This window comes from Rhodanobacter thiooxydans (genome assembly GCF_030291135.1).
Lineage (GTDB): Bacteria > Pseudomonadota > Gammaproteobacteria > Xanthomonadales > Rhodanobacteraceae > Rhodanobacter > Rhodanobacter thiooxydans_A.
This window is the reverse complement of the sequence record NZ_CP127409.1, coordinates 2,926,348-2,946,059: the sequence shown is the minus strand read 5'-3', so window position 1 is coordinate 2,946,059 and position 19,712 is coordinate 2,926,348. Positions and strand designations below refer to the sequence as shown.

Sequence of the window (19,712 nt, the reverse complement as noted above, 5' to 3'; positions counted from 1 at the left end):
GCCACGAGCGGCGGGTATCACGCTCCACGAGGAGAGTTTCATGAGCAGCGACAGCTTCGGCACGCGCGACCAGTTGACGGTCGACGACACCCGTTACCAGATTTACCGGCTCGACCGCATCAAGACCGCGCACCGACTGCCCTACAGCCTCAAGGTGCTGCTGGAAAACCTGTTGCGCAACGAGGACGGCCACCTGGTCACCCGCGAGCAGATCCAGTCGTTGGCGGACTGGCAACCGCAGGCCACTGGGCAGCAGGAGGTGCAGTACACGCCGGCGCGCGTGCTGATGCAGGATTTTACCGGCGTGCCGTGCGTGGTGGACCTGGTGGCGATGCGCGACGCGATCATCGCGCTGGGCGGCGATCCGCAGCGGATCAATCCGCTGGTGCCCAGCGAGCTGGTGATCGATCACTCCGTCATCGTCGATGCGTTCGGCCAGGGTGACGCCTTTTCCATCAACGCGCAGCTCGAGTTCGAGCGCAACGTGGAGCGCTACCAGATGCTGCGCTGGGCGCAGCATGCGTTCGACAATTTCAAGGTGGTGCCGCCGGACACTGGCATCTGCCACCAGGTCAACCTGGAGTACCTGTCGCGCGTGGTGTTCACCCGCGAGGGACCGGACGGCATGCTGGCCTACCCCGATACGCTGGTCGGCACCGACTCGCACACGCCGATGGTCAACGGGCTGGGCGTGCTGGGTTGGGGCGTGGGCGGCATCGAGGCTGAGGCGGCCATGCTGGGACAGCCGATGAGCATGCTGATTCCGCAGGTGGTCGGCATCAAGCTGACCGGCGAGTTTCCGCCCGGCACCACCGCCACCGATCTGGTGCTGACCGTCGCCGAGCTGCTGCGCAAGACGGGCGTGGTCGGCAAGTTCGTCGATTTCTACGGGCCGGGCGTGGCCCGCATCCCGCTGGCCAATCGCGCCACGCTGGGCAACATGAGCCCGGAATATGGCGCCACCTGCGCGATCTTCCCGATCGACGACGAAACCCTCGCCTACCTGCGCCTGACCGGCCGTTCCGAACATCAGGTGCGCCTGGTCGAGGCCTACGCCAAGGCCCAGGGCCTGTGGCACGACCCCGCTGACGAAGCCGAGTATTCGCAGACGCTCGAACTGGATCTGGCCACGCTGGAGCCTTCCATTGCCGGGCCCAAGCGGCCGCAGGACCGCATCCCGGTGCGGATTGCGCCCGGTGCCGTCGGCGCGCTGCTCGGCGGGCAGCCCTACGAGAAGGCGATCCTTGGAAGTCTGGACGAGGCCATCGACGAATCGTTTCCCGCCAGCGACCCGGTGTCGATCGTGCGCGGCAGCGCCAGCGATGCGCCGCATGTCCCCGGCCATTGCGATATCGGTCACGACTGGCCGCACGCGCCGGTGGAGATCGCCATGGCCAACGGCGGCAGCGCCCGACTGGACAACGGACACGTGGTCATCGCCGCCATCACCTCGTGCACCAACACCTCCAATCCGCTGGTGATGATCGGCGCCGGCCTGCTGGCCAAACGTGCGGTGGAGAAGGGCCTGAGCCGCAAGCCCTGGGTCAAGACCTCGCTGGCGCCGGGTTCGCGCGTGGTCACGGATTACTACGACCGGGCCGGGCTCACGCCGTACCTGGACCAGCTCGGCTTCAACCTGGTCGGCTACGGCTGCACCACCTGCATCGGCAACTCCGGCCCGCTGATTCCCGAAGTGGCCACGGCGGTGGCCGAGCACGACCTCAACGTGTGTTCGGTGCTCTCGGGCAATCGCAATTTCGAGGGGCGCATCCACCCGCAGTCGCAGATGAACTTCCTGGCGTCGCCGCTGCTGGTGGTGGCCTATGCGCTGGTGGGCACGATGCACACCAACCTGCTCAAGGACCCGCTGGGCACCGGCAGTGACGGCAAGCCGGTGTACCTGCGCGACATCTGGCCGTCGAACCGCGAGATCCAGGATGTCATCGATGCCTGCGTGAAAGCCGACATGTTCGCCAACGGTTATGCCGACGTGTTCGCCGGCGACGACAACTGGCGCAGCCTGCAGGTGCCCGAGGGGAACGCCTTCCAGTGGGATGCCGATTCCACCTACGTGCGCCAGCCGCCGTACTTCGATGGCGTGGGACGCGAACCGGCGCCGTTGACCGACATTCGCGGCGCGCGCGTGCTGGCCCGGCTGGGTGATTCGGTGACCACCGACCACATCAGTCCGGCCGGCGCGATCAAGGTGGATTCGCCGGCCGGCAAATACCTCGCCGGACACGGCGTGGAGCGCAAGGATTTCAATTCCTACGGTTCGCGTCGCGGCAACCACGAGGTGATGATCCGCGGCACCTTCGCCAACATCCGCCTGCGCAACCAGCTGGCGCCAGGGACGGAGGGCGGCTTCACCCGCGACTTCACCCGGCAGGGCGGCCCGGTGAGCACGATCTTCGACGCCTCGGTCAGCTACCTTGCCGCCGGCACGCCGCTGGTGATCCTGGCCGGCAAGGAATACGGCTCCGGCTCGTCGCGCGACTGGGCGGCGAAAGGCACCGCGCTGCTCGGTGTGCGGGCGGTGATCGCGCAGTCCTACGAACGCATCCACCGCTCCAACCTGATCGGCATGGGCGTGCTGCCGCTGCAGTTCCAGGAGGGCCAGAATGCGGACACGCTGGGCCTGTCCGGCGAGGAGACTTTCGAGATTGCCGGCCTGGCCGGCCGCGAGGCGCCCGCGCCCACGGTCAAGGTGGAGGCCACCGATGCGCAGGGCAGGAAGACCGTGTTCGAGGCGCGGGTGCGCATCGACACGCCCGCGGAGGCGGCCTATTACCGCCACGGCGGCATCCTGCCGTACATGCTGCGCCAGCTGCTGGGTGCCGCGCCGGGCACCGCTGCGGCGTAAGCCGGCACCCGTGCTGCGCAGCGGGTGGCCTGTCAGCTGTCCGCCGCCAGCAGCTTGTCCAGTATCCGTACCAGCCACTGGCGTTCGTCGGCATCGAGCCTGGCCAGCACTTCGCGTTCGCGGGTGCGGGCCATCGGGGCGACCTCGTCGTGGATGACCCAGCCGGCGGCGCTGAGCTTGAGCACCGAGCGGCGCCTGTCGTTGTCGTGGGTGCTGCGGTCGACCCGGCCGGCGGCGACCAGGCGCGCCAGCGCGCGACTCACCGCCACCTTGTCCATCGCCGTGCGCTCGGCCACCTCGCGCGCGGACAGCCCCTCGAAGCGGGCCAGCACCGCCATCACCCGCCACTCCGTCACCGAGAGGTCATGGCGGCGCTGGTAGTCGTCGGCGATCGTCTGGCTGATCGTGTTGGACAGGATCGACAGCCGGTACGGCAGGAAATGCTCCAGTTGCAACGGTGCGTGCTCGGCGCTGGCCGGGGCGCTCTTGTGGCGGGAGGACATGGGACGAGTTCCTTGCAACTGGTTTCAATTGTAACTATAACGAAGGATTACCAGCGATGGTGGCACGCTCGTGAGCGGCCATCGTGCACCGACACACAGGAGAGCGCCATGAACGCCCAGCCGAACCTTGGCATGCAGGTCACCACGTTCGAGAACCCGATGGGGATCGACGGCTTCGAATTCGTCGAGTTCGCCGCCCCGGCCGGTCGCGCCGGCGAGCTGCACGCGCTGTTCCGGCGGATGGGCTTCAGCGCCGTGCTGAAACACGTCTCGCGCCCGATCACGGTCTACCGCCAGAACGGCGTGAACTTCCTGGTCAACGAGGACCCGGACTCGTTCGCCGCCGACTTCGCCGCGAAGCACGGCCCCAGTGCCTGCGGCTTCGCGATCCGCTTCAAGAAGCCGGTGGCCGAGGTGGCGGCGAAGGTGCTCGCCAACGGCGGCGAAGCGGTGGCGCACAAGGCGGCCAGCCGCGCGATCGACGTGCCGGTGGTCAAGGGCATCGGCGACTGCATGTTGTACCTGGTGCCGCGCGAAGGCGATGCCTATGCGGCCGACTACGTGGCGATCGCCGGTGCCGCGCCGAACCCGGCCGGCTTCGGCCTGACCTTCATCGACCACCTCACCCACAACCTGCATTTCGGCAACATGCAGAAGTGGTCGGACTACTACGAGAAGCTGTTCAACTTCCGCGAGATCCGCTACTTCGACATCAAGGGCGCCAAGACCGGCCTGGTGTCCAAGGCGATGACCGCGCCGGACGGCATCGTGCGCATCCCGCTGAACGAGTCGAGCGACCCGAAGAGCCAGATCAACGAATACCTCGACGCCTACCACGGCGAAGGCATCCAGCACATTGCCTGCTTCACCGACGACATCTACACCACGGTGGAGCGGATGCGCGAAGCCGGCGTGGAGTTCCTCGACACGCCGGATGCGTACTTCGAGGTAATCGACGTGCGCGTGCCGAACCATGGCGAGGACGTGCCGCGGCTGGCGAAGAACAGGATCCTGATCGACGCCGATCCGGAAACCCACCAGCGCAAGCTGCTGCAGATCTTCACCCAGAATGCGATCGGCCCGATCTTCTTCGAGATCATCCAGCGCAAGGGCAACGAGGGTTTCGGCGAAGGCAACTTCCAGGCGCTGTTCGAGTCGATCGAGCGTGACCAGATGAAACGCGGGTTCCTCTGAAGGAGCGGTGCATGGCAACGATCGTGGACAAGGGCTACCAATCCGGCTTCGGCAACGAGTTCGCCAGCGAGGCGATCCCCGGCGTGCTGCCGGTCGGCCAGAACTCGCCGCAGCGGGTGGCGCACGGGCTGTACGCGGAGCAGCTGTCCGGCACCGCATTCACCGCACCGCGCCACCAGAACCGGCGCAGCTGGCTGTACCGGATCCGTCCGGCCGCGGTGCATGAGCCGTTCCGGCCGCTGGCACATGCCACCTTCCACAACCGTTTCGACGAGGCGCCGGCCACGCCGAACCAGCTGCGCTGGGACCCACTGCCGCTGCCAGCCGCGCTGACCGACTTCGTCGACGGCCTGGTGACGATCGCCGGCAATGGCGGCCCGGCCGAGCAGGGCGGCATCGGCATCCACCTCTACGCGGCGAACCGCTCGATGCAGGGGCGCTTCTTCTATGACGCCGATGGCGAGCTGCTGATCGTGCCGCAGCACGGCCGGTTGCATCTGGCCACCGAGCTGGGCGTGATCGAGCTCGAGCCGCAGGAGATCGCGGTGATTCCGCGCGGCGTGCGCTTCCGCGTGGACCTTCCCGATGGCGAGGCGCGTGGCTACGTCTGCGAGAACTTCGGCGCGCTGCTGCGCCTGCCGGAGCTGGGCCCGATCGGTTCGAACGGCCTAGCCAATGCGCGCGATTTCCTCACGCCGGTGGCGGCCTGGGAGGACGCCGAGGGCGCGTTCGAGCTGGTGGCGAAATTCCAGGGTGCGCTGTGGACCGCGAACATCGGCCACTCGCCGCTGGACGTGGTCGGCTGGCACGGCAACTACGCGCCGTACAAGTACGACCTGCGCCGCTTCAACACGATCGGCTCGATCAGCGTCGACCATCCCGATCCGTGCATCTTCACCGTGCTGACCTCGGCCAGCGACACGCCCGGCACGGCCAACATGGATTTCGCGATCTTCCCGCCGCGCTGGCTGGTGGCGCAGCACACCTTCCGGCCGCCGTGGTTCCATCGCAACGTGGCCAGCGAATTCATGGGCCTGATCACTGGCGTGTACGACGCCAAGGCCGAGGGCTTCGTGCCCGGCGGCGCCTCGCTGCACAACTGCATGAGCGCCCACGGTCCGGACGCAGCCACCTTCGAGAAGGCCTCGCACGCGGACCTGTCGAAGCCGGACGTGATCGGCGGCACCATGGCCTTCATGTTCGAGACGCGCAAGGTGATCCGCCCCACGCAGCAGGCGCTGGATGCGCCGCAGTTGCAGCACGACTACTACCGATGCTGGCAGGATATCGGCAAGCACTTCGCGCCGTGACGGCGATCCATCCACGCATCTGACACAAGGCAGCACGATGAAACTCGGATCTCTCAAGGACGGCGGCCGCGACGGCACGCTGGTGGTGGTCAGCCGCGATCTCTCCCGCGCGGTGACGGCGGGCAGCATCGCGCCGACGCTGCAGGCGGCGCTGGACGACTGGTCGAACGCGGCGCCACGGCTGAACGCGCTGTCGGACGAATTGAACGCGGGCCGCGCCGCCGGCGCGTTCGTGCTGGAGATGGCCGCGCTGACCTCGCCGCTGCCGCGCGCCTACGAATTCGTCGACGGCTCGGCCTACCTGCCGCACGTGGAACGCGTGCGTCGCGCGCGCGGCGCCGAGGTGCCGGCCAGCTTCTACACCGACCCGCTGATGTACCAGGCCACCAGCGCCGGTTTCCTCGGGCCGCGCGATCCGGTGGTGGTGCCCAGCGAGGATTACGGCATCGACCTGGAAGCCGAGGTGGTGGTGGTCACCGACGACGTACCGATGGCGGTGACGCCGGCGCAGGCGTCCGGACACATCCAACTGGTCGGCCTGGTCAACGACGTGAGCCTGCGCGGGCTGATCCCGGGTGAGCTGGCCAAGGGCTTCGGCTTCCTGCAGTCCAAGCCGCGCTCGGCGCTGTCGCCGGTGCTGGTGACGCCGGACGAGCTGGGCGACGCTTGGGCCGGCGACAAACTGCACCTGCCGATGCGCACCTGGCTCAATGGCGCCTGGTTCGGCGAGGCCGAATGCGGCGTCGACATGCAGTTCAGCTTCGCCGAGCTGGTCGCCCACGTGGCGAAGACGCGGCCGTTGACCGCCGGCACCATCGTTGGCTCCGGCACCATCGCCAACCAGGACACCGGCAAGGGCGCCTCCTGCCTGGCCGAGCAGCGCACGGTGGAAACCCTGCGCGACGGCCAGCCGAGCACGCCGTTCCTGAAGTTCGGCGACCGCCTGAAGATCGACGTCACCGACGCGACCGGCGCCTCGATCTTCGGCGCCATCGAGCAGCAGGTCGAGCCGTACCGGCGATAACGCGAGCCGCCACGCCGGTGCTGCGGCAGGTCGCCGCGACCGGCGTGCGAATTGACCCGGATCAAGGCATGCCGGCAGGTCTCCCGACAGACTCGGCAACATGGCCATTCCCATCACTCCTCCCGAATTCGACCCGGCGCTGATTGCCCGCTACGACGTGGCCGGGCCGCGCTACACCAGCTACCCGACGGCGCCGCATTTCAAGGCCGAGTTCGACGAGGTGGAGTTGCGTGGGGCGATTCGCGCCTCCAACGAGGAGCCGATCCCGCGCCCGCTGTCGGTGTACGTGCACGTGCCGTTCTGCATGAGCCCGTGCTTCTACTGCGGCTGCAACCGGGTAATCACCCGCGACGTGACCCAGGCCGACCGCTATCTGGAACGGCTGTACCGCGAGATCGAGCTGATCGCGCCGCTGTTCGACCGCGACCGGCCGGTGCGCCAGCTGCACTTCGGCGGCGGCACGCCGAACTTCCTCGACACCGCGCACATGGGCGAGCTGCTGGAGTCGCTGGCGCGGCATTTCAGCTTCAGCCACGCGGCGGACCGCGAGTACGGCATCGAGATCGACCCGCGCTTCGCCGACGGCGCCTACATCCGCGCCATGGGCGAGCTGGGCTTCAACCGCCTCTCGGTGGGCATCCAGGATTTCGATCCGGTGGTGCAGAAGGCAGTCAACCGGATCCAGAGCTTCGAGCAGACCCGCGAGGTGATCGAGGCGGCGCGGGCTTCGGGCTTCCGCTCGGCCAGCGTCGACCTGATCTACGGCCTGCCGTTCCAGAGCGTGGACGGCTTCAGCCGCACGCTGGACCAGGTGGTGGCGCTGAACCCGGACCGCGTGGCGGTGTACGGTTACGCGCACCTGCCGGAGATGTTCAAGGCGCAGCGGCAGATCGAGGCTGCGGACCTGCCCGACGCGGCCACCCGGCTGGCGCTGTTCGGCCGCGCGCTGGAGCACCTGTCGGCGGCCGGCTACGTCTACATCGGCATGGATCACTTCGCCAAGGCCAGCGACGAGCTGGTGCTGGCGCAGCGCGCCGGCACGCTGCAGCGCAACTTCCAGGGTTACTCGACGCACGGCGACTGCGACATCGTCGGCCTCGGCGTCAGCGCGATCGGCCGCATCGGCGACAGCTACAGCCAGAACGCGCGCGACCTGATCGGCTACTACGCGGCGCTGGACGCCGGCCGCCTGCCGCTGATGCGCGGGCTGCAGCTGGACGAGGACGACCTGATCCGGCGCGAGCTGATCAACGAGCTGATGTGCCACGGCACGCTGGACAAGCAGGCGTTCGGCGCGCGCCACCGGCTGCTGTTCGACGAGTACTTCACGCGCGAGCGGCAGCGCCTGCAGCCGCTGATCGAGGACGGGCTGGTCACGGAAAGCCCACGCGAGATCCGGGTCACCTCGCGGGGACGGCTGCTGTTGCGTATCATCGCCATGTGCTTCGACGCCTATCTTGACGACGCGGCACAGGCCCCACGCTACTCGCGCGTGATCTGATCCACGCAGCCCCGACCCGGCAGCCCATCACCATCATGCAATCCAAGCCCCTGGCAGGTCGTCTGCCCGAGCCGCCCAGCCCGATTGCCGACGACGGCGACGAGACGCGCTTCTGCGGCACCTGCGCGTTCTCCAGCGCGTGCATCGCGGCCGGCTACGACAAGCCGGAGCTGGCCGAGCTGCAGTGCCTGGTCGAGCACGTCGGCCCGTTCCGTGCCGGCGAACAGATATTCCGTACCGGTGACCCGTTCCGCGCGATCTTTGCGGTGCGTTCGGGCACCGTGAAGACCCGCATGGTCGACAAGGAAGGGCGCGAGCAGGTACTGGGTTTCTATCTGCCCGGCGAGGTGATCGGTCTCAACGCGATCTACCCCGAGCATTTCCCGTGCGATGCGGTGGCGCTGGACACCGCCTATTTCTGCCGCTTCTCGTTCCCCGCGATGAGTGCGCTGGCCTCGCGCGTGCCGGCGGTGCAGCAGCACCTGTTCCGCATGCTGAGCAAGGAGCTGGGCACCGCCAGCCTGCTCGCCGGGGACCACAGCGCCGACGAACGCGTCGCCGCGTTCCTGATGGACCTGGCCGGCCGCTACGCCGTGCGTGGCTTTTCCGGCACGCGCTTCCATCTCAGCATGTCGCGCGGCGACATCGCCAACTACCTGCGCCTGGCCGCGGAAACCGTCAGCCGCGTGCTCAGCCGCTTCCGCAGTCAGCGGCTGATCGAGATCGAAGGGCGCGAACTGGAACTGCTGAATCCAAAGAAGCTGCGCGAGATCGGCCAGGCGCTGCTGCCGGAATGAACGCCGCGGGGTGCCCCGGGTGACTGACCCAGATCAGTGCCCGCGCTGGTGCTAACCTGCCACGATGGCGAATCATTCTCGTTCGAGTTGGCATCGGCATGGCTGAATCACGATCTCCCGCGGCGACAGCGGTCGCGCCGGCGCAGCTGACGGCGCTGCTGGCCTCCGCGCCGCACCGGCCGTTGTTCCTGGCCGGCACCGTCGCGGTGCTGCTCAGCATGACGTGGTGGGCGGTGGAGTTGACCTGGATGCGCTTTGGCCTGGCCGGCTGGCCGCAGCCGTCGATCCCGCCGGGCTGGGCGCACGCGATGCTGATCCAGTACGGCCTGTTCCCGCTGTTCATGTTCGGCTTCCTGCTGACCACGTTCCCGCGCTGGCTGGGCCGGCCGGACCTGCCGAAGACGCGTTACCTGCCGGTGGCCGGCTGCGTGTTCGGCGGCTACGTGCTGGCGAACGTCGGCCTGCTCAACCTGCCGTGGCTGCTGAAGCTCGGTATCAGCGTGATGCTGGTCGGCTATCTGATCGGCGTGTGGACGCTGGCCGGGGTGCTGCGTGCCTCGGTGGCCGAGCGCAAGGGGCATGCGCGCTCCTGCCTGGCGGCGTTGAGCCTGGGTTGCGTGGGGCTGGCGGTGTTCCTGGCCTACCTGTTCGGCGCGCCGGATGATTGCGCCTGGCTGGCGATCAAGCTGGGTACCTTCGGACTGCTGCTGCCGATCTATTTCTCGGTGATGCATCGCATGCTGCCGTTCTTCACCGGCAACATGGTGAAAGGCTACGAGGTGATCCGGCCGGACTGGAGCATGCCGCTGGTGTGGGCGTTGCTGCTGGCGCATTTGCTGCTGGACTGGCGCGGCGTGACCGGCTGGCTGTGGCTGGTCGACGTGCCGCTGGCACTGGTGTTTGCGTGGCACTCGCTGACCTGGCAGCCATGGAAAGCCATGCACCCGGGCATCCTGGCCGTGCTGCACCTGGCGTTCGCGTGGCTGCCGGTGGCGTTCGTGCTGTACGCGGTGCAGGACGTGGTGTATGCGGCCAGCGGGCACCTCATCCTCGGTCGCGCACCGCTGCATGCGTTGGGCATCGGCTTCTTCGGCTCGATGCTGGTGGCGATGGTGACCCGGGTGACCCAGGGCCATTCCGGCCGGCCGCTGCAGATGGGCGCGGTGGCCTGGCTGTGCTTCGCCCTGCTGCAGGTGGTGGCGCTGCTGCGCATCCGCGCCGAGCTGGGTGGCGACGTCTACCTGTGGCTGGTGATTGCCGCCTACGGCTGGTTGCTGGCGTTCCTGCCGTGGGTGCTGCGTTCGGCATGGATCTACCTGACCCCGCGGGCGGACGGCAAGCCGGGCTGAGGGGCGCGGTGCGGACCGTGGCAGGGTGACGCAGCACGGTCCCGGAGGAGTTCGAATTGACCCAGGTCAGTAGCGCGGTCGGGCGATCGCCTAGGCTAGGACGCGCAAGAACTCACGGAGATCGCTCATGCCACGTCCACCGTTTTTCGCCGTCGCCGCGGCGGCCCTGCTGACACTGGCGGCCTGCTCCGGCAAGCCGTCCGCGATATCGCCGGTGGGGGAGGCTGACGCCAGCCCCGCCGCGATCGCCGCCACCCACGGCGACTTCGGCCCGCCGCAGGGCGAGCCGATCCACGCGGTGCTGACCAGCCCGCCGCACGTGCCGCCACCGGTCAACCGCAACTACCCGGCGAAGGTGATCGTCGAGCTGGAAGTGATCGAGAAGGAGATGCCGATCTCCGAAGGCGTCAGCTACACGTTCTGGACCTTCGGCGGCACGGTACCGGGCAGCTTCATCCGGGTGCGCCAGGGCGACACGGTGGAGTTCCACCTGAAGAACGCGCCGGACAGCAAGATGCCGCACAACATCGACCTGCACGGGGTGACCGGCCCGGGCGGCGGGGCGGCGTCCAGCTTCACCGCGCCGGGGCATGAATCGCGGTTCACCTTCAAGGCGCTGAACCAGGGCATCTACGTCTACCACTGCGCCACCGCGCCGGTGGGCATGCACATCGCCAACGGCATGTACGGGCTGATCCTGGTCGAGCCGCCGGAAGGGTTGCCGAAGGTCGACCACGAGTACTACGTGATGCAGGGCGACTTCTACACCACCGGCAAATACCGGCAGAAGGGCCACCAGCCGTTCGACATGGAGAAGGCGATCGACGAGCACCCGACCTATGTGCTGTTCAACGGCAAGGAAGGCGCGCTGACCGGTGACAACGCACTGACCGCCAAGACCAACCAGACGGTGCGGCTGTTCGTGGGCAACGGCGGACCGAACCTGGTGTCGAGCTTCCATGTGATCGGCGAGATCTTCGACAAGGTGCAGCCCGAAGGCGGCACGGTGGCGCAGCACAACGTACAGACCACGCTGATCCCGTCCGGCGGTGCGGCGATGGTGGAATTCCACACCGATGTGCCGGGTAGCTACGTGCTGGTCGACCACTCGATCTTCCGCGCGTTCAACAAGGGCGCGCTGGGCATCCTGAAGGTGGACGGTCCGGAGGACAAGTCGATCTACTCGGGCAAGGAAGTGGATTCGGTCTACCTGGGCGACCGCTCGGAGCCGAACCTGAAGGCGGTGACCACGGCGGCGACGGCGCATGCGGCCGGCACGCTGACCAAGGCCGAGCAGATCGCGGCGGGCAAGCAGCTGTTCACCGGCACCTGCTCGGTGTGCCACCAGGCGAACGGCGAGGGCCTGCCGAACGTGTTCCCGCCGCTGGCGAAGTCGGACTTCCTGGCGGCGGACCCGAAGCGGGCGATGACGATCGTGACGCATGGCCTGACCGGCAAGGTCACGGTGAACGGCCACGAGTACGACTCGGTGATGCCGCCGATGGCGCAGCTGACCGACGACGAAGTGGCGAACATCCTGACCTACGTGTTGAACAGCTGGGGCAACCCGGGTGGCCAGATCAGCAAGGAAGAGGTGGCCAAGGCCAGGGCCGAGGCGGTACCGCCGCCGGCAGCGGGGCACTGACATGCATGCAAGACTGGCACTGGCCCTGCTCGGCCTGATGCTGGCACTGCCGGCAGTGGCGGCGGATTATGTCGCCCTGCCGGGAGGTACCTTCGCCAGCGTGTTGCCGGCCGATGGCAAGACGGCGCCGGCACAGATCGCGCCGTATCGCCTGCGCACCGAGCCGGTCACCAATGCCGAATTCCTGGCCTTCGTGAAGGCCCATCCCGAATGGCGTCGCGATCGTGTCGCCAGCATTCTTGCCGACCAGCGCTACCTCAGCCACTGGGCCGGTGCCGAGATGTTGGGCAGCGAGGTGCTGCCCAGGCAGCCGGTGACCCGGATCAGCTGGTTCGCCGCCCAGGCGTACTGCGAGAGCGAAGGCGCGCGCCTGCCCAGCTGGTACGAGTGGGAGTATGCGGCGGCGGCCGACGCCACCCGCCGCGACGCGCGCAGCGACCCGGCCTGGCGCGAGAACCTGCTGGCCTGGTACTCGCGCCCGTCCAATGCGCCGCTGCCGGCCATCGGCGGCGCACCCAACGCCTACGGCGTGCGCGACATCACGCAGCCGGTGTGGGAGTGGGTGGACGACTTCAACGCGCTGCTGGTGGCCAGCGACAGCCGCGATCAGAACGACCCCGACGTATTGAAGTTCTGCGGTGCTGGCGCGATCAGCCTGCAGGAGAAGGAGAACTACGCGGTACTCATGCGCGTCGCCATGCTGTCCGCGCTGAAGGCCGCCGACACCACCAACAACATGGGCTTCCGTTGCGCGAAGCCCCAGTGAGGTCATGCATGAAACGCCTGTTGCCCCTGCTCGCGATGCTCCTGCTGTTCGGTGGCGCGCGAGCGGCCACGCCGCTGCCCGGCGACTCCGTCTACAACCTGCCGCTGCAGCTGACCGATCAGGACGGCCACCGGCAGACGCTGGCCGAGCGGCGCGGCCGTCCGCAGCTGGTGACGATGTTCTACACCTCCTGCCAGATGGTCTGCCCGATGATCATCGACAGCCTGCGGCTTACCCGCAATGCGCTGGACCCGGCCACGCGCGCACGCATCGACCTGCTCGCGGTGAGCTTCGATCCGGCGCGCGACGACGTGGCCACGTTGAAGAGCTACGCGGAGAAGCGCAAGCTCGACCCGCGCATCTGGACCCTGGCGCGCGCCGAGCCGGCGCAGGTGCGCCAGCTGTCCGGCGTGCTCGGCCTGCAGTACCGGCAACTGCCCGACGGCGAGTTCAACCATTCGAGCGAACTGATCCTGCTTGATGCCGACGGCCGCATCGCCGCGCGTACCACGCGGATCGGCAAACTCGATCCCGGGTTCGTGGAAGCGATCCGCAAGGTGGTCGCGCAGCCGCACGGCTGAAGCCGGTGTCTCCCACAGCCTGATCCATGTCAGCGCGGCGGTGGCTGGCCGCGCGCAGACTTCCCGGAAAGCTTCGGGAGATGCAGCATGGTTGCCTGGTATCCGTGGATCGTGCTGGTGCATTTGGCATGCGCCATCGTGTTCGTCGGCGCGGTGGCGTTCGAGGTGCTGGTGGTCGAGTCACTGCATCGGCATTTCGACACGGCCACCATGCAGCGCATCGAACAGTCGATCATGGCGCGTGTGCGCCGGTTCATGCCGGTGATCGTGGTGCTGCTGTTCGCCAGCGGCTTCGTGCTGTTCGACATCCGTTGCGACGGCTTGTCCTGCGTGGGTAGCCGCTTCGGCAACTGGCTCTTGCTGAAGGTGTTGCTGGCGTTCGGCGTGCTGGGCGTGTTCGTCAACGCGATGTGGGCGATGCGCAGCGGCAAGATGGATGTCTGCCGGTTCCGGCACACCCATCGCGTGGTGCTGGGCCTGATGGTGGGCATCGTCTTCCTGGCCAAGACCATGTTCTACTTGTAGCCATCCATCCACACACGAGGTGCACGATGTCCCACGTCACATTCAAAGGCCAGCCGATCAGTGTCGACGGCCAGTTTCCCGCGGTCGGTTCGACCGCGCCGTCATTCAGCCTGGTCGGCGCCGACCTGTCCGATGTGGCGCTGTCCGGCTTCGCCGGCAAGCGCAAGGTGTTGAACATCTTCCCCAGCGTCGATACCGGCGTATGCGCCGCCTCGGTGCGCCGCTTCAACGAACTGGCCGGCAAGCTCGACAATACCGTGGTGCTGTGCATCTCGGCCGACCTGCCGTTCGCCCAGGCGCGCTTCTGCGGTGCCGAGGGACTGGAGCGGGTGACCAACCTGTCGCTGATGCGCGGGCGCCAGTTCCTCAACGACTACGGCGTGGCGATCGCCAGCGGTCCGCTGGCCGGGCTGGCCGCGCGTGCGGTGCTGGTGCTGGACGGCCACGACAAGGTGCTGCACGCCGAGCTGGTCAGCGAGATCGGTCACGAGCCGAACTACGACGCGGCGCTGAAGGCGCTGGGCTGAGGCCTATGGTTTGCCGACGCCCACGATCGGCACGCCGAACGGTTGCGCCTGCGGATGCAGGCCAAGGCCCAGCTTGAGGCTGCGGCCGATGCGTTCGGCGTATTCCAGCATCAGTGCGGCACTGGCCTCGTCCAGTTCCTCGAGGGTGGTTTCGCGCCACAGTGCGAGCCAGCGGTCGAAGTGCTCGGCGCGGATCGGATGCGGCCGGTGCGCGCCCATCGGATTGCCGCGGTAGCTGCCCGCGCGCAGTGCCACCGAGGCCCAGAACGAGGTCAGCAGGCGCTTGTGTTCGTCCCAGTCGTGCACGGCCGCGTTGAAGACCGGGCCGATCTGAGGATCGCGCCGCACCTTCTCGTAGAAATGGTCGACCAGCCTGGCGATGGCTGGTTCGTCCAGTGGCGACTGCGGGTTCATGCTGGACATGGTGGATCCGTGCGCGGAACGATGTAAGGGGCCGGCAACAAAAAAACGCACCCGGCCATGACGGCCGGATGCGTTGCTGGTCCGTGAAGCTTACTGGCCCAGGCTCAGCGTGCCCTTCATCAGCGCGGCGTGGCCGGGGAAGGTGCAGAAGTAGGCGTACTGCTCGCCGGCCTTGAGCTTGGCCACGTTGATCGTGGCCGTGTCGGACTCGCCGCCGCCGATCAGCTTGGTGTGCGCGATGATGCGCACGTCGCCCGGCTTCTCGTAGCTGTTGGCGGCGCCGGCCTTCATGCCGTCGGAAATCACGCCGGATTCGTCAGCGCTGTGCGCAAGCACCCAGTTGTGGCCCATCGCGGTGACCGGCAGTTTGCCGGTGTGCTTCAGGGTCACCTTGAAGGTCTTGCAGGTCTTCGGCACGGTGATGGTCTTGGTGTTGAACTGCATGGCGTCGCTGGCCTCGACGGTGGTCGCGCACTCGGCGGCCATCAACGGGGTGGAGAGCAGGCCGAGCAGGGCAATGGCAATCAGTTTACGCATGATGTATCGCTCCAAGAGAAAGTGGCAGGGTTCAAGTGAATTCTGCGATGGCAGCGCGCGGCGGGCACTGATCTGGGTCATTGCCGAGACAGCTGTCGTCGAGGAGACTCTAACCATCGCCGGCAGGTGCCGGAAGGAGGCATGATGACGCACGTCGTCACCGAGAACTGCATCAACTGCAAGCACACCGACTGCGTCGAGGTGTGCCCGGTCGACTGCTTCCACGCGGGGCCGAACTTCCTGGTGATCGACCCGGACGAATGCATCGACTGCACGTTGTGCGTGGAGGAGTGCCCGGTCGGCGCGATCTTCCCCGAACTCGACGTGCCGGCCGGCCAGGAAGTCTTCCTCTCGATCAACGCCGAGCTGGCCAGGGAGTGGCCGGTGCTGACCAGCAAGATCCCGTCGATGGAAGACGCCGACAAGTGGGACGGCGTACCGGACAAGCTGCCGCTGCTGAAGCGCTGACGTTCACCTGCAGGAGTCCGCATCAAGGGGGACAAAAAAGCCGGGCGATGCCCGGCTTTTTTGTTGGAAAAGTGCGGCCACCGATGGCCGCCCATTGGACTCTCGCGATCAGGAATGATCGCGAGGAGTGCTCCCGGCTTACTTCGCCACTACCCGCACCATTTCCAGGCACTTGTTCGAGTAGCCCCACTCGTTGTCGTACCAGCTGACCAGCTTGACGAAGCTGTCGTCCAGCGCGATGCCGGCGCCGGCGTCGAAGATCGAGGTGCGCGCGTCGCCGCGGAAGTCGGTGGCCACCACCTTGTCCTCGGTGTAGCCGAGGATGCCCTTCAGCGGGCCTTCGGACTGCGCCTTCATCTCGGCGCAGATCTCGGCGTAGCTGGCGTCCTTCTCCAGCTCCACGGTGAGGTCGACCACCGACACGTCCGAGGTCGGCACGCGGAAGCTCATGCCGGTGAGCTTCTTGTTGAGCTCGGGGATCACCACGCCGACGGCCTTGGCCGCGCCGGTGGACGAGGGAATGATGTTCTCCAGGATGCCGCGGCCGCCACGCCAGTCCTTGTTGCTCGGGCCGTCCACGGTCTTCTGCGTGGCGGTGGCGGCGTGCACGGTGGTCATCAGGCCGCGCTTGATACCCCACTTGTCGTTGAGCACCTTGGCCACCGGCGCCAGGCAGTTGGTGGTGCAGCTGGCGTTGGAGATGATCGCCTCGCCGGCGTATTTCCCGTCGTTGACGCCGTAGACGAACATCGGCGTGTCGTCCTTGGACGGCGCCGACAGGATCACCTTCTTCGCGCCCGCGTCCAGGTGCTTCTGCGCGCTGGCCTTGTCCAGGAACAGGCCGGTGGATTCGATCACCACGTCGGCGTTCACCTCGTTCCACTTCAGGTTGGCCGGGTCGCGCTCCTGGGTCAGGCGGATGCGCTTGCCATTGACCACCAGGTGGCCGCCATCGACCTTCACGTCACCCTCGAAGCGACCGTGCACGGAGTCGTGCTTCAGCATGTAGGCGAGGTAGTCCGGCTCCAGCAGGTCGTTGATCGCCACGATCTCGATGTCGTTGCCGAAGTTCTGTACGGCTGCGCGCAGCACGTTGCGACCGATGCGGCCAAAGCCGTTGATGCCGACCTTGATGGTCATGAGGTAATGTCCTCCTGAGGGCGATTGGGAATGTGTGATGGCGGATGGGCAGCCGCGGGTCGCGGCGCCGGTGTTTCAGCCGCGAAATCTTACAATGAAAGCGCCCGGATGGCCCGCGCCCGATCGCCGCTGTGGCAGACTGCCGCTTTTGCACCGGCAGCTGCCATGCCCGTTTCAAGCCGTTCACTGGTCTTCGCGGCCCTTATGTTCGCGGTCGCGCCGTCGGTGCAGGCCTGGGGGCCGCTCGGTCATCGTGTGGTCGCCGAACTGGCGCAACGGCACCTCGATCCGCTCGCCGAGGCCGCGCTGGAGCGCTTGCTGGCGCCGGAGCACACACGTTCGCTGGCCGACGTGGCCAACTGGGCCGACCAGATCCAGGATGACCCGGCGCAGGTGACGCTGTGGAAGCAGACGCGCAGCCAGCACTACGTCAACTTCCATGGTGGCAGCGCCTGCGACTACGTGCCGCCGCGCGACTGCCGTGACGACCGTTGCGTGGTGGCCGGGTTGCAGCATTACGTGGACGTGCTGGGCGACCGCAGCCAGCCGGACGCCGCCCGGCGCGAGGCGCTGAAGTTCGTGGTGCATTTCGTCGGCGACATCCACCAGCCGCTGCACGCCGGCTGCCGCGACGACAAGGGCGGCAACACGTACCAGGTGCAGTTCGACGGCAGGGGCAGCAACCTGCACAAAGTGTGGGATTCGGGCATGTTGTCCGGCCGCGGGCTCGACTGGCAGGCCTACGCGCAGCAGCTCGACGCGGCCATGCCGGTCAACCTGCCGGCGCCGATCGCGCCGCTGGACGATCCCTACGCGCAGTGGGCCGAGGAGTCCTGCCGGATCACCGCCGAGGCCGGCTTCTATCCGGACGGGCACAAGATCGATCCGGCCTACGTGGCGAGCTGGCGGCCGGTAGCCGAGCTGCGCCTGCGCCAGGCCGGCCGACGGCTGGCCGCGGTGCTCAACCTCGCCCTGGCGCGGTAGCATCGAAGAAAGCGGTGCCTGCGCGTCGGCGCATATCGGCGGTATGCATACGAATGCAGGGTAATGGCGCGCCGCGCAGCTTCTGCTAGCCTCGGCACATGAATGCGAACCCTCTGCTGCGCCGTACCAAGATCGTCGCCACCCTCGGCCCCGCCACCGACGTGCCGGGCATGCTCGAGAAGATCATCGCCGAAGGCGTCAACGTCGCCCGCCTGAACCTCTCGCACGGCCAGCCGGACGACCATCGCGCCCGCGCCAAGGCGGTGCGGGCAGCGTCGGTGGCTGCCGGGCGCGAGGTCGGCATCCTGGCCGACCTGCAGGGGCCGAAGATCCGCATCGAGACCTTCGCCGGCGGGCCGGTGGAACTCGCCGACGGCGCCTCGTTCGTGCTCGATTGCCGCCCCGACGCGCCGCCCGGCGATGCGACCCGCGTCGGCGTGAGCTACTACGGCCTGCCGCACGACGTGCATGCCGGCGACGTGCTGCTGCTGGACGACGGCCTGGTCGCGCTGACCGTGCAGGAGGTGGCCGGTGCCGAGGTGCGCTGCAAGGTGCTGGTCGGCGGCAAGCTGTCCAATCGCAAGGGGCTCAACCGGCAGGGCGGCGGACTGTCGGTGACCGCGCTGTCGGACAAGGACAAGGCCGACATCAAACTGGCCGCCGAGATCGGCGCGGATTTCCTCGCCGTCTCGTTCGTGCGTTCGGCCGAGGACATGCACCAGGCCCGCCGCCTGCTGCACGAGGCGGGCGGCAACGCGGCGCTGGTGGCGAAGATCGAGCGCGCCGACGCGATCCCGGTGCTGGGCGAGATCATCGACGCCTCCGACGTGGTGATGGTGGCGCGCGGCGACCTTGGTGTGGAGATCGGCGACGCTGAGCTGCCCGGCCTGCAGAAGAAGATCATCCGCGAGACGGTGCAGCGCAACCGCGCGGTGATCACCGCCACGCAGATGCTGCAGTCGATGGTGCGCTCGCCGATCCCGACCCGCGCCGAAGTGCTCGACGTGGCCAACGCGGTGATCGACGGCACCGACGCGGTGATGCTGTCGGAGGAGACCGCCGCCGGCGCGCACCCGGACAAGGCGGTGTCGGCGATGACGCGGATCTGCCTCGGTGCCGAGCGCCAGTTCGAGCCGAAGGAGGATCTGGCCAGCGTCAGCCACCAGATGAACCGCACCGACCAGGCGATCGCACTGGCCGCGATGGTGCTGGCCGGCCAGCTCGGCGTGCGGGCGATCGTGGCGCTGACCGAATCCGGCGCCACCGCCCAGTGGCTGTCGCGCTATCGCAGCGCAGTGCCGATCTACGGCATGTCGCCGTCCGCCGCCGCGCGCCGGCGCATGCTGGTGCTGCGCGACGTGCAGCCGGTGGAGTTCAACCATGGCGAGCGGCAGAGCATGGCCGCCTCCACCCGCGCCGCGGTGCAGCTGCTGTTCGAGAAGGGCAGGCTGGTCGAGGGCGACAGCGTGGTGATCACCTACGGCGACCGTGTCGGCCACGTCGGCGGCACCAACACGCTGAAGCTGCTCTCGGTCGGCCCCGATGGCATGGTCGAGAGTCTGCGCGATCTGTGAT

Annotated in this window: 19 protein-coding genes; 15 read left to right on the top strand and 4 right to left on the bottom strand. The window is 67.6% G+C overall.

What is annotated here, in order from left to right; genetic code table 11:
• The first annotated feature begins 40 nt into the window (after nt 1-40).
• Nucleotides 41-2,863 (top strand): aconitate hydratase, encoded by a 2,823-nt coding sequence (locus tag QQA13_RS13575; RefSeq protein WP_108470393.1) that lies wholly within the window; start codon nt 41-43, stop codon nt 2,861-2,863.
• A gap of 32 nt (nt 2,864-2,895) precedes the next feature.
• On the opposite strand, the gene QQA13_RS13570 is transcribed toward QQA13_RS13575, so the two are convergent.
• Entirely contained in the window at nt 2,896-3,366 is a 471-nt protein-coding gene (locus tag QQA13_RS13570) for a MarR family winged helix-turn-helix transcriptional regulator (protein WP_108470394.1), read from the bottom strand.
• A gap of 132 nt (nt 3,367-3,498) precedes the next feature.
• Between QQA13_RS13570 and hppD the strand changes: the two genes are divergently transcribed.
• From hppD to tpx, 11 genes are all read left to right on the top strand, one after another.
• The gene (gene hppD / locus QQA13_RS13565; protein ID WP_199909794.1) at nt 3,499-4,560 is read left to right on the top strand and encodes a 4-hydroxyphenylpyruvate dioxygenase; all 1,062 of its coding nucleotides are present in this window, start codon (nt 3,499-3,501) and stop codon (nt 4,558-4,560) included.
• 11 nt (nt 4,561-4,571) lie between these two features.
• Entirely contained in the window at nt 4,572-5,870 is a 1,299-nt protein-coding gene (gene hmgA / locus QQA13_RS13560) for a homogentisate 1,2-dioxygenase (RefSeq protein WP_108470396.1), read from the top strand.
• A gap of 37 nt (nt 5,871-5,907) precedes the next feature.
• A complete protein-coding gene (locus QQA13_RS13555; protein WP_108470397.1) occupies nt 5,908-6,894 on the top strand; it encodes a fumarylacetoacetate hydrolase family protein in 987 nt (328 codons plus the stop codon).
• A gap of 100 nt (nt 6,895-6,994) precedes the next feature.
• Entirely contained in the window at nt 6,995-8,395 is a 1,401-nt protein-coding gene (gene hemN, locus QQA13_RS13550) for an oxygen-independent coproporphyrinogen III oxidase (protein ID WP_108470398.1), read from the top strand.
• Nucleotides 8,396-8,430: 35 nt separating this feature from the next.
• Nucleotides 8,431-9,192: a helix-turn-helix domain-containing protein gene (locus QQA13_RS13545; RefSeq protein WP_108470399.1), complete on the top strand. Its 762-nt coding sequence runs from the start codon at nt 8,431-8,433 to the stop codon at nt 9,190-9,192.
• Between the two features lie 98 nt (nt 9,193-9,290).
• On the top strand, nt 9,291-10,541 hold the full coding sequence (locus tag QQA13_RS13540; RefSeq protein WP_108470400.1) for an NnrS family protein: 1,251 nt from the start codon (nt 9,291-9,293) through the stop codon (nt 10,539-10,541).
• Between the two features lie 127 nt (nt 10,542-10,668).
• On the top strand, nt 10,669-12,186 hold the full coding sequence (nirK, locus tag QQA13_RS13535; protein ID WP_108470401.1) for a copper-containing nitrite reductase: 1,518 nt from the start codon (nt 10,669-10,671) through the stop codon (nt 12,184-12,186).
• 1 nt (nt 12,187) lies between these two features.
• Entirely contained in the window at nt 12,188-12,952 is a 765-nt protein-coding gene (locus QQA13_RS13530) for a formylglycine-generating enzyme family protein (RefSeq protein ID WP_108470402.1), read from the top strand.
• An 8-nt stretch (nt 12,953-12,960) separates the two neighbouring features.
• Nucleotides 12,961-13,533 (top strand): SCO family protein, encoded by a 573-nt coding sequence (locus QQA13_RS13525; protein ID WP_108470403.1) that lies wholly within the window; start codon nt 12,961-12,963, stop codon nt 13,531-13,533.
• 87 nt (nt 13,534-13,620) lie between these two features.
• Nucleotides 13,621-14,058 (top strand): CopD family copper resistance protein, encoded by a 438-nt coding sequence (locus QQA13_RS13520; RefSeq protein WP_108470404.1) that lies wholly within the window; start codon nt 13,621-13,623, stop codon nt 14,056-14,058.
• A gap of 26 nt (nt 14,059-14,084) precedes the next feature.
• Nucleotides 14,085-14,585 (top strand): thiol peroxidase, encoded by a 501-nt coding sequence (gene tpx, locus QQA13_RS13515; protein WP_108470405.1) that lies wholly within the window; start codon nt 14,085-14,087, stop codon nt 14,583-14,585.
• 3 nt (nt 14,586-14,588) lie between these two features.
• On the opposite strand, the gene QQA13_RS13510 is transcribed toward tpx, so the two are convergent.
• Together QQA13_RS13510 and azu are read right to left on the bottom strand one after the other, a co-directional pair.
• Nucleotides 14,589-14,999 (bottom strand): group III truncated hemoglobin, encoded by a 411-nt coding sequence (locus QQA13_RS13510; RefSeq protein ID WP_108470512.1) that lies wholly within the window; start codon nt 14,997-14,999, stop codon nt 14,589-14,591.
• A gap of 99 nt (nt 15,000-15,098) precedes the next feature.
• Nucleotides 15,099-15,545 carry an azurin gene (gene azu, locus QQA13_RS13505; protein WP_108470406.1) on the bottom strand — a complete coding sequence of 149 codons (447 nt, stop codon included), beginning with the start codon at nt 15,543-15,545 and terminating at the stop codon, nt 15,099-15,101.
• A gap of 144 nt (nt 15,546-15,689) precedes the next feature.
• On the opposite strand from azu, the gene fdxA reads away from it, so the two are divergent.
• On the top strand, nt 15,690-16,013 hold the full coding sequence (gene fdxA, locus QQA13_RS13500; RefSeq protein ID WP_108470407.1) for a ferredoxin FdxA: 324 nt from the start codon (nt 15,690-15,692) through the stop codon (nt 16,011-16,013).
• 138 nt (nt 16,014-16,151) lie between these two features.
• Here fdxA and gap read toward each other — a convergent pair whose 3' ends face one another.
• Nucleotides 16,152-17,153, bottom strand: coding sequence for a type I glyceraldehyde-3-phosphate dehydrogenase (gene gap, locus QQA13_RS13495; protein WP_108470408.1), 1,002 nt, complete (start codon nt 17,151-17,153; stop codon nt 16,152-16,154).
• 165 nt (nt 17,154-17,318) lie between these two features.
• Between gap and QQA13_RS13490 the strand changes: the two genes are divergently transcribed.
• Together QQA13_RS13490 and pyk are read left to right on the top strand one after the other, a co-directional pair.
• Nucleotides 17,319-18,137 carry a S1/P1 nuclease gene (locus tag QQA13_RS13490; protein ID WP_108470409.1) on the top strand — a complete coding sequence of 273 codons (819 nt, stop codon included), beginning with the start codon at nt 17,319-17,321 and terminating at the stop codon, nt 18,135-18,137.
• A 98-nt stretch (nt 18,138-18,235) separates the two neighbouring features.
• A complete protein-coding gene (pyk, locus tag QQA13_RS13485; protein ID WP_108470410.1) occupies nt 18,236-19,711 on the top strand; it encodes a pyruvate kinase in 1,476 nt (491 codons plus the stop codon).
• Nucleotide 19,712: the final 1 nt, after the last annotated feature.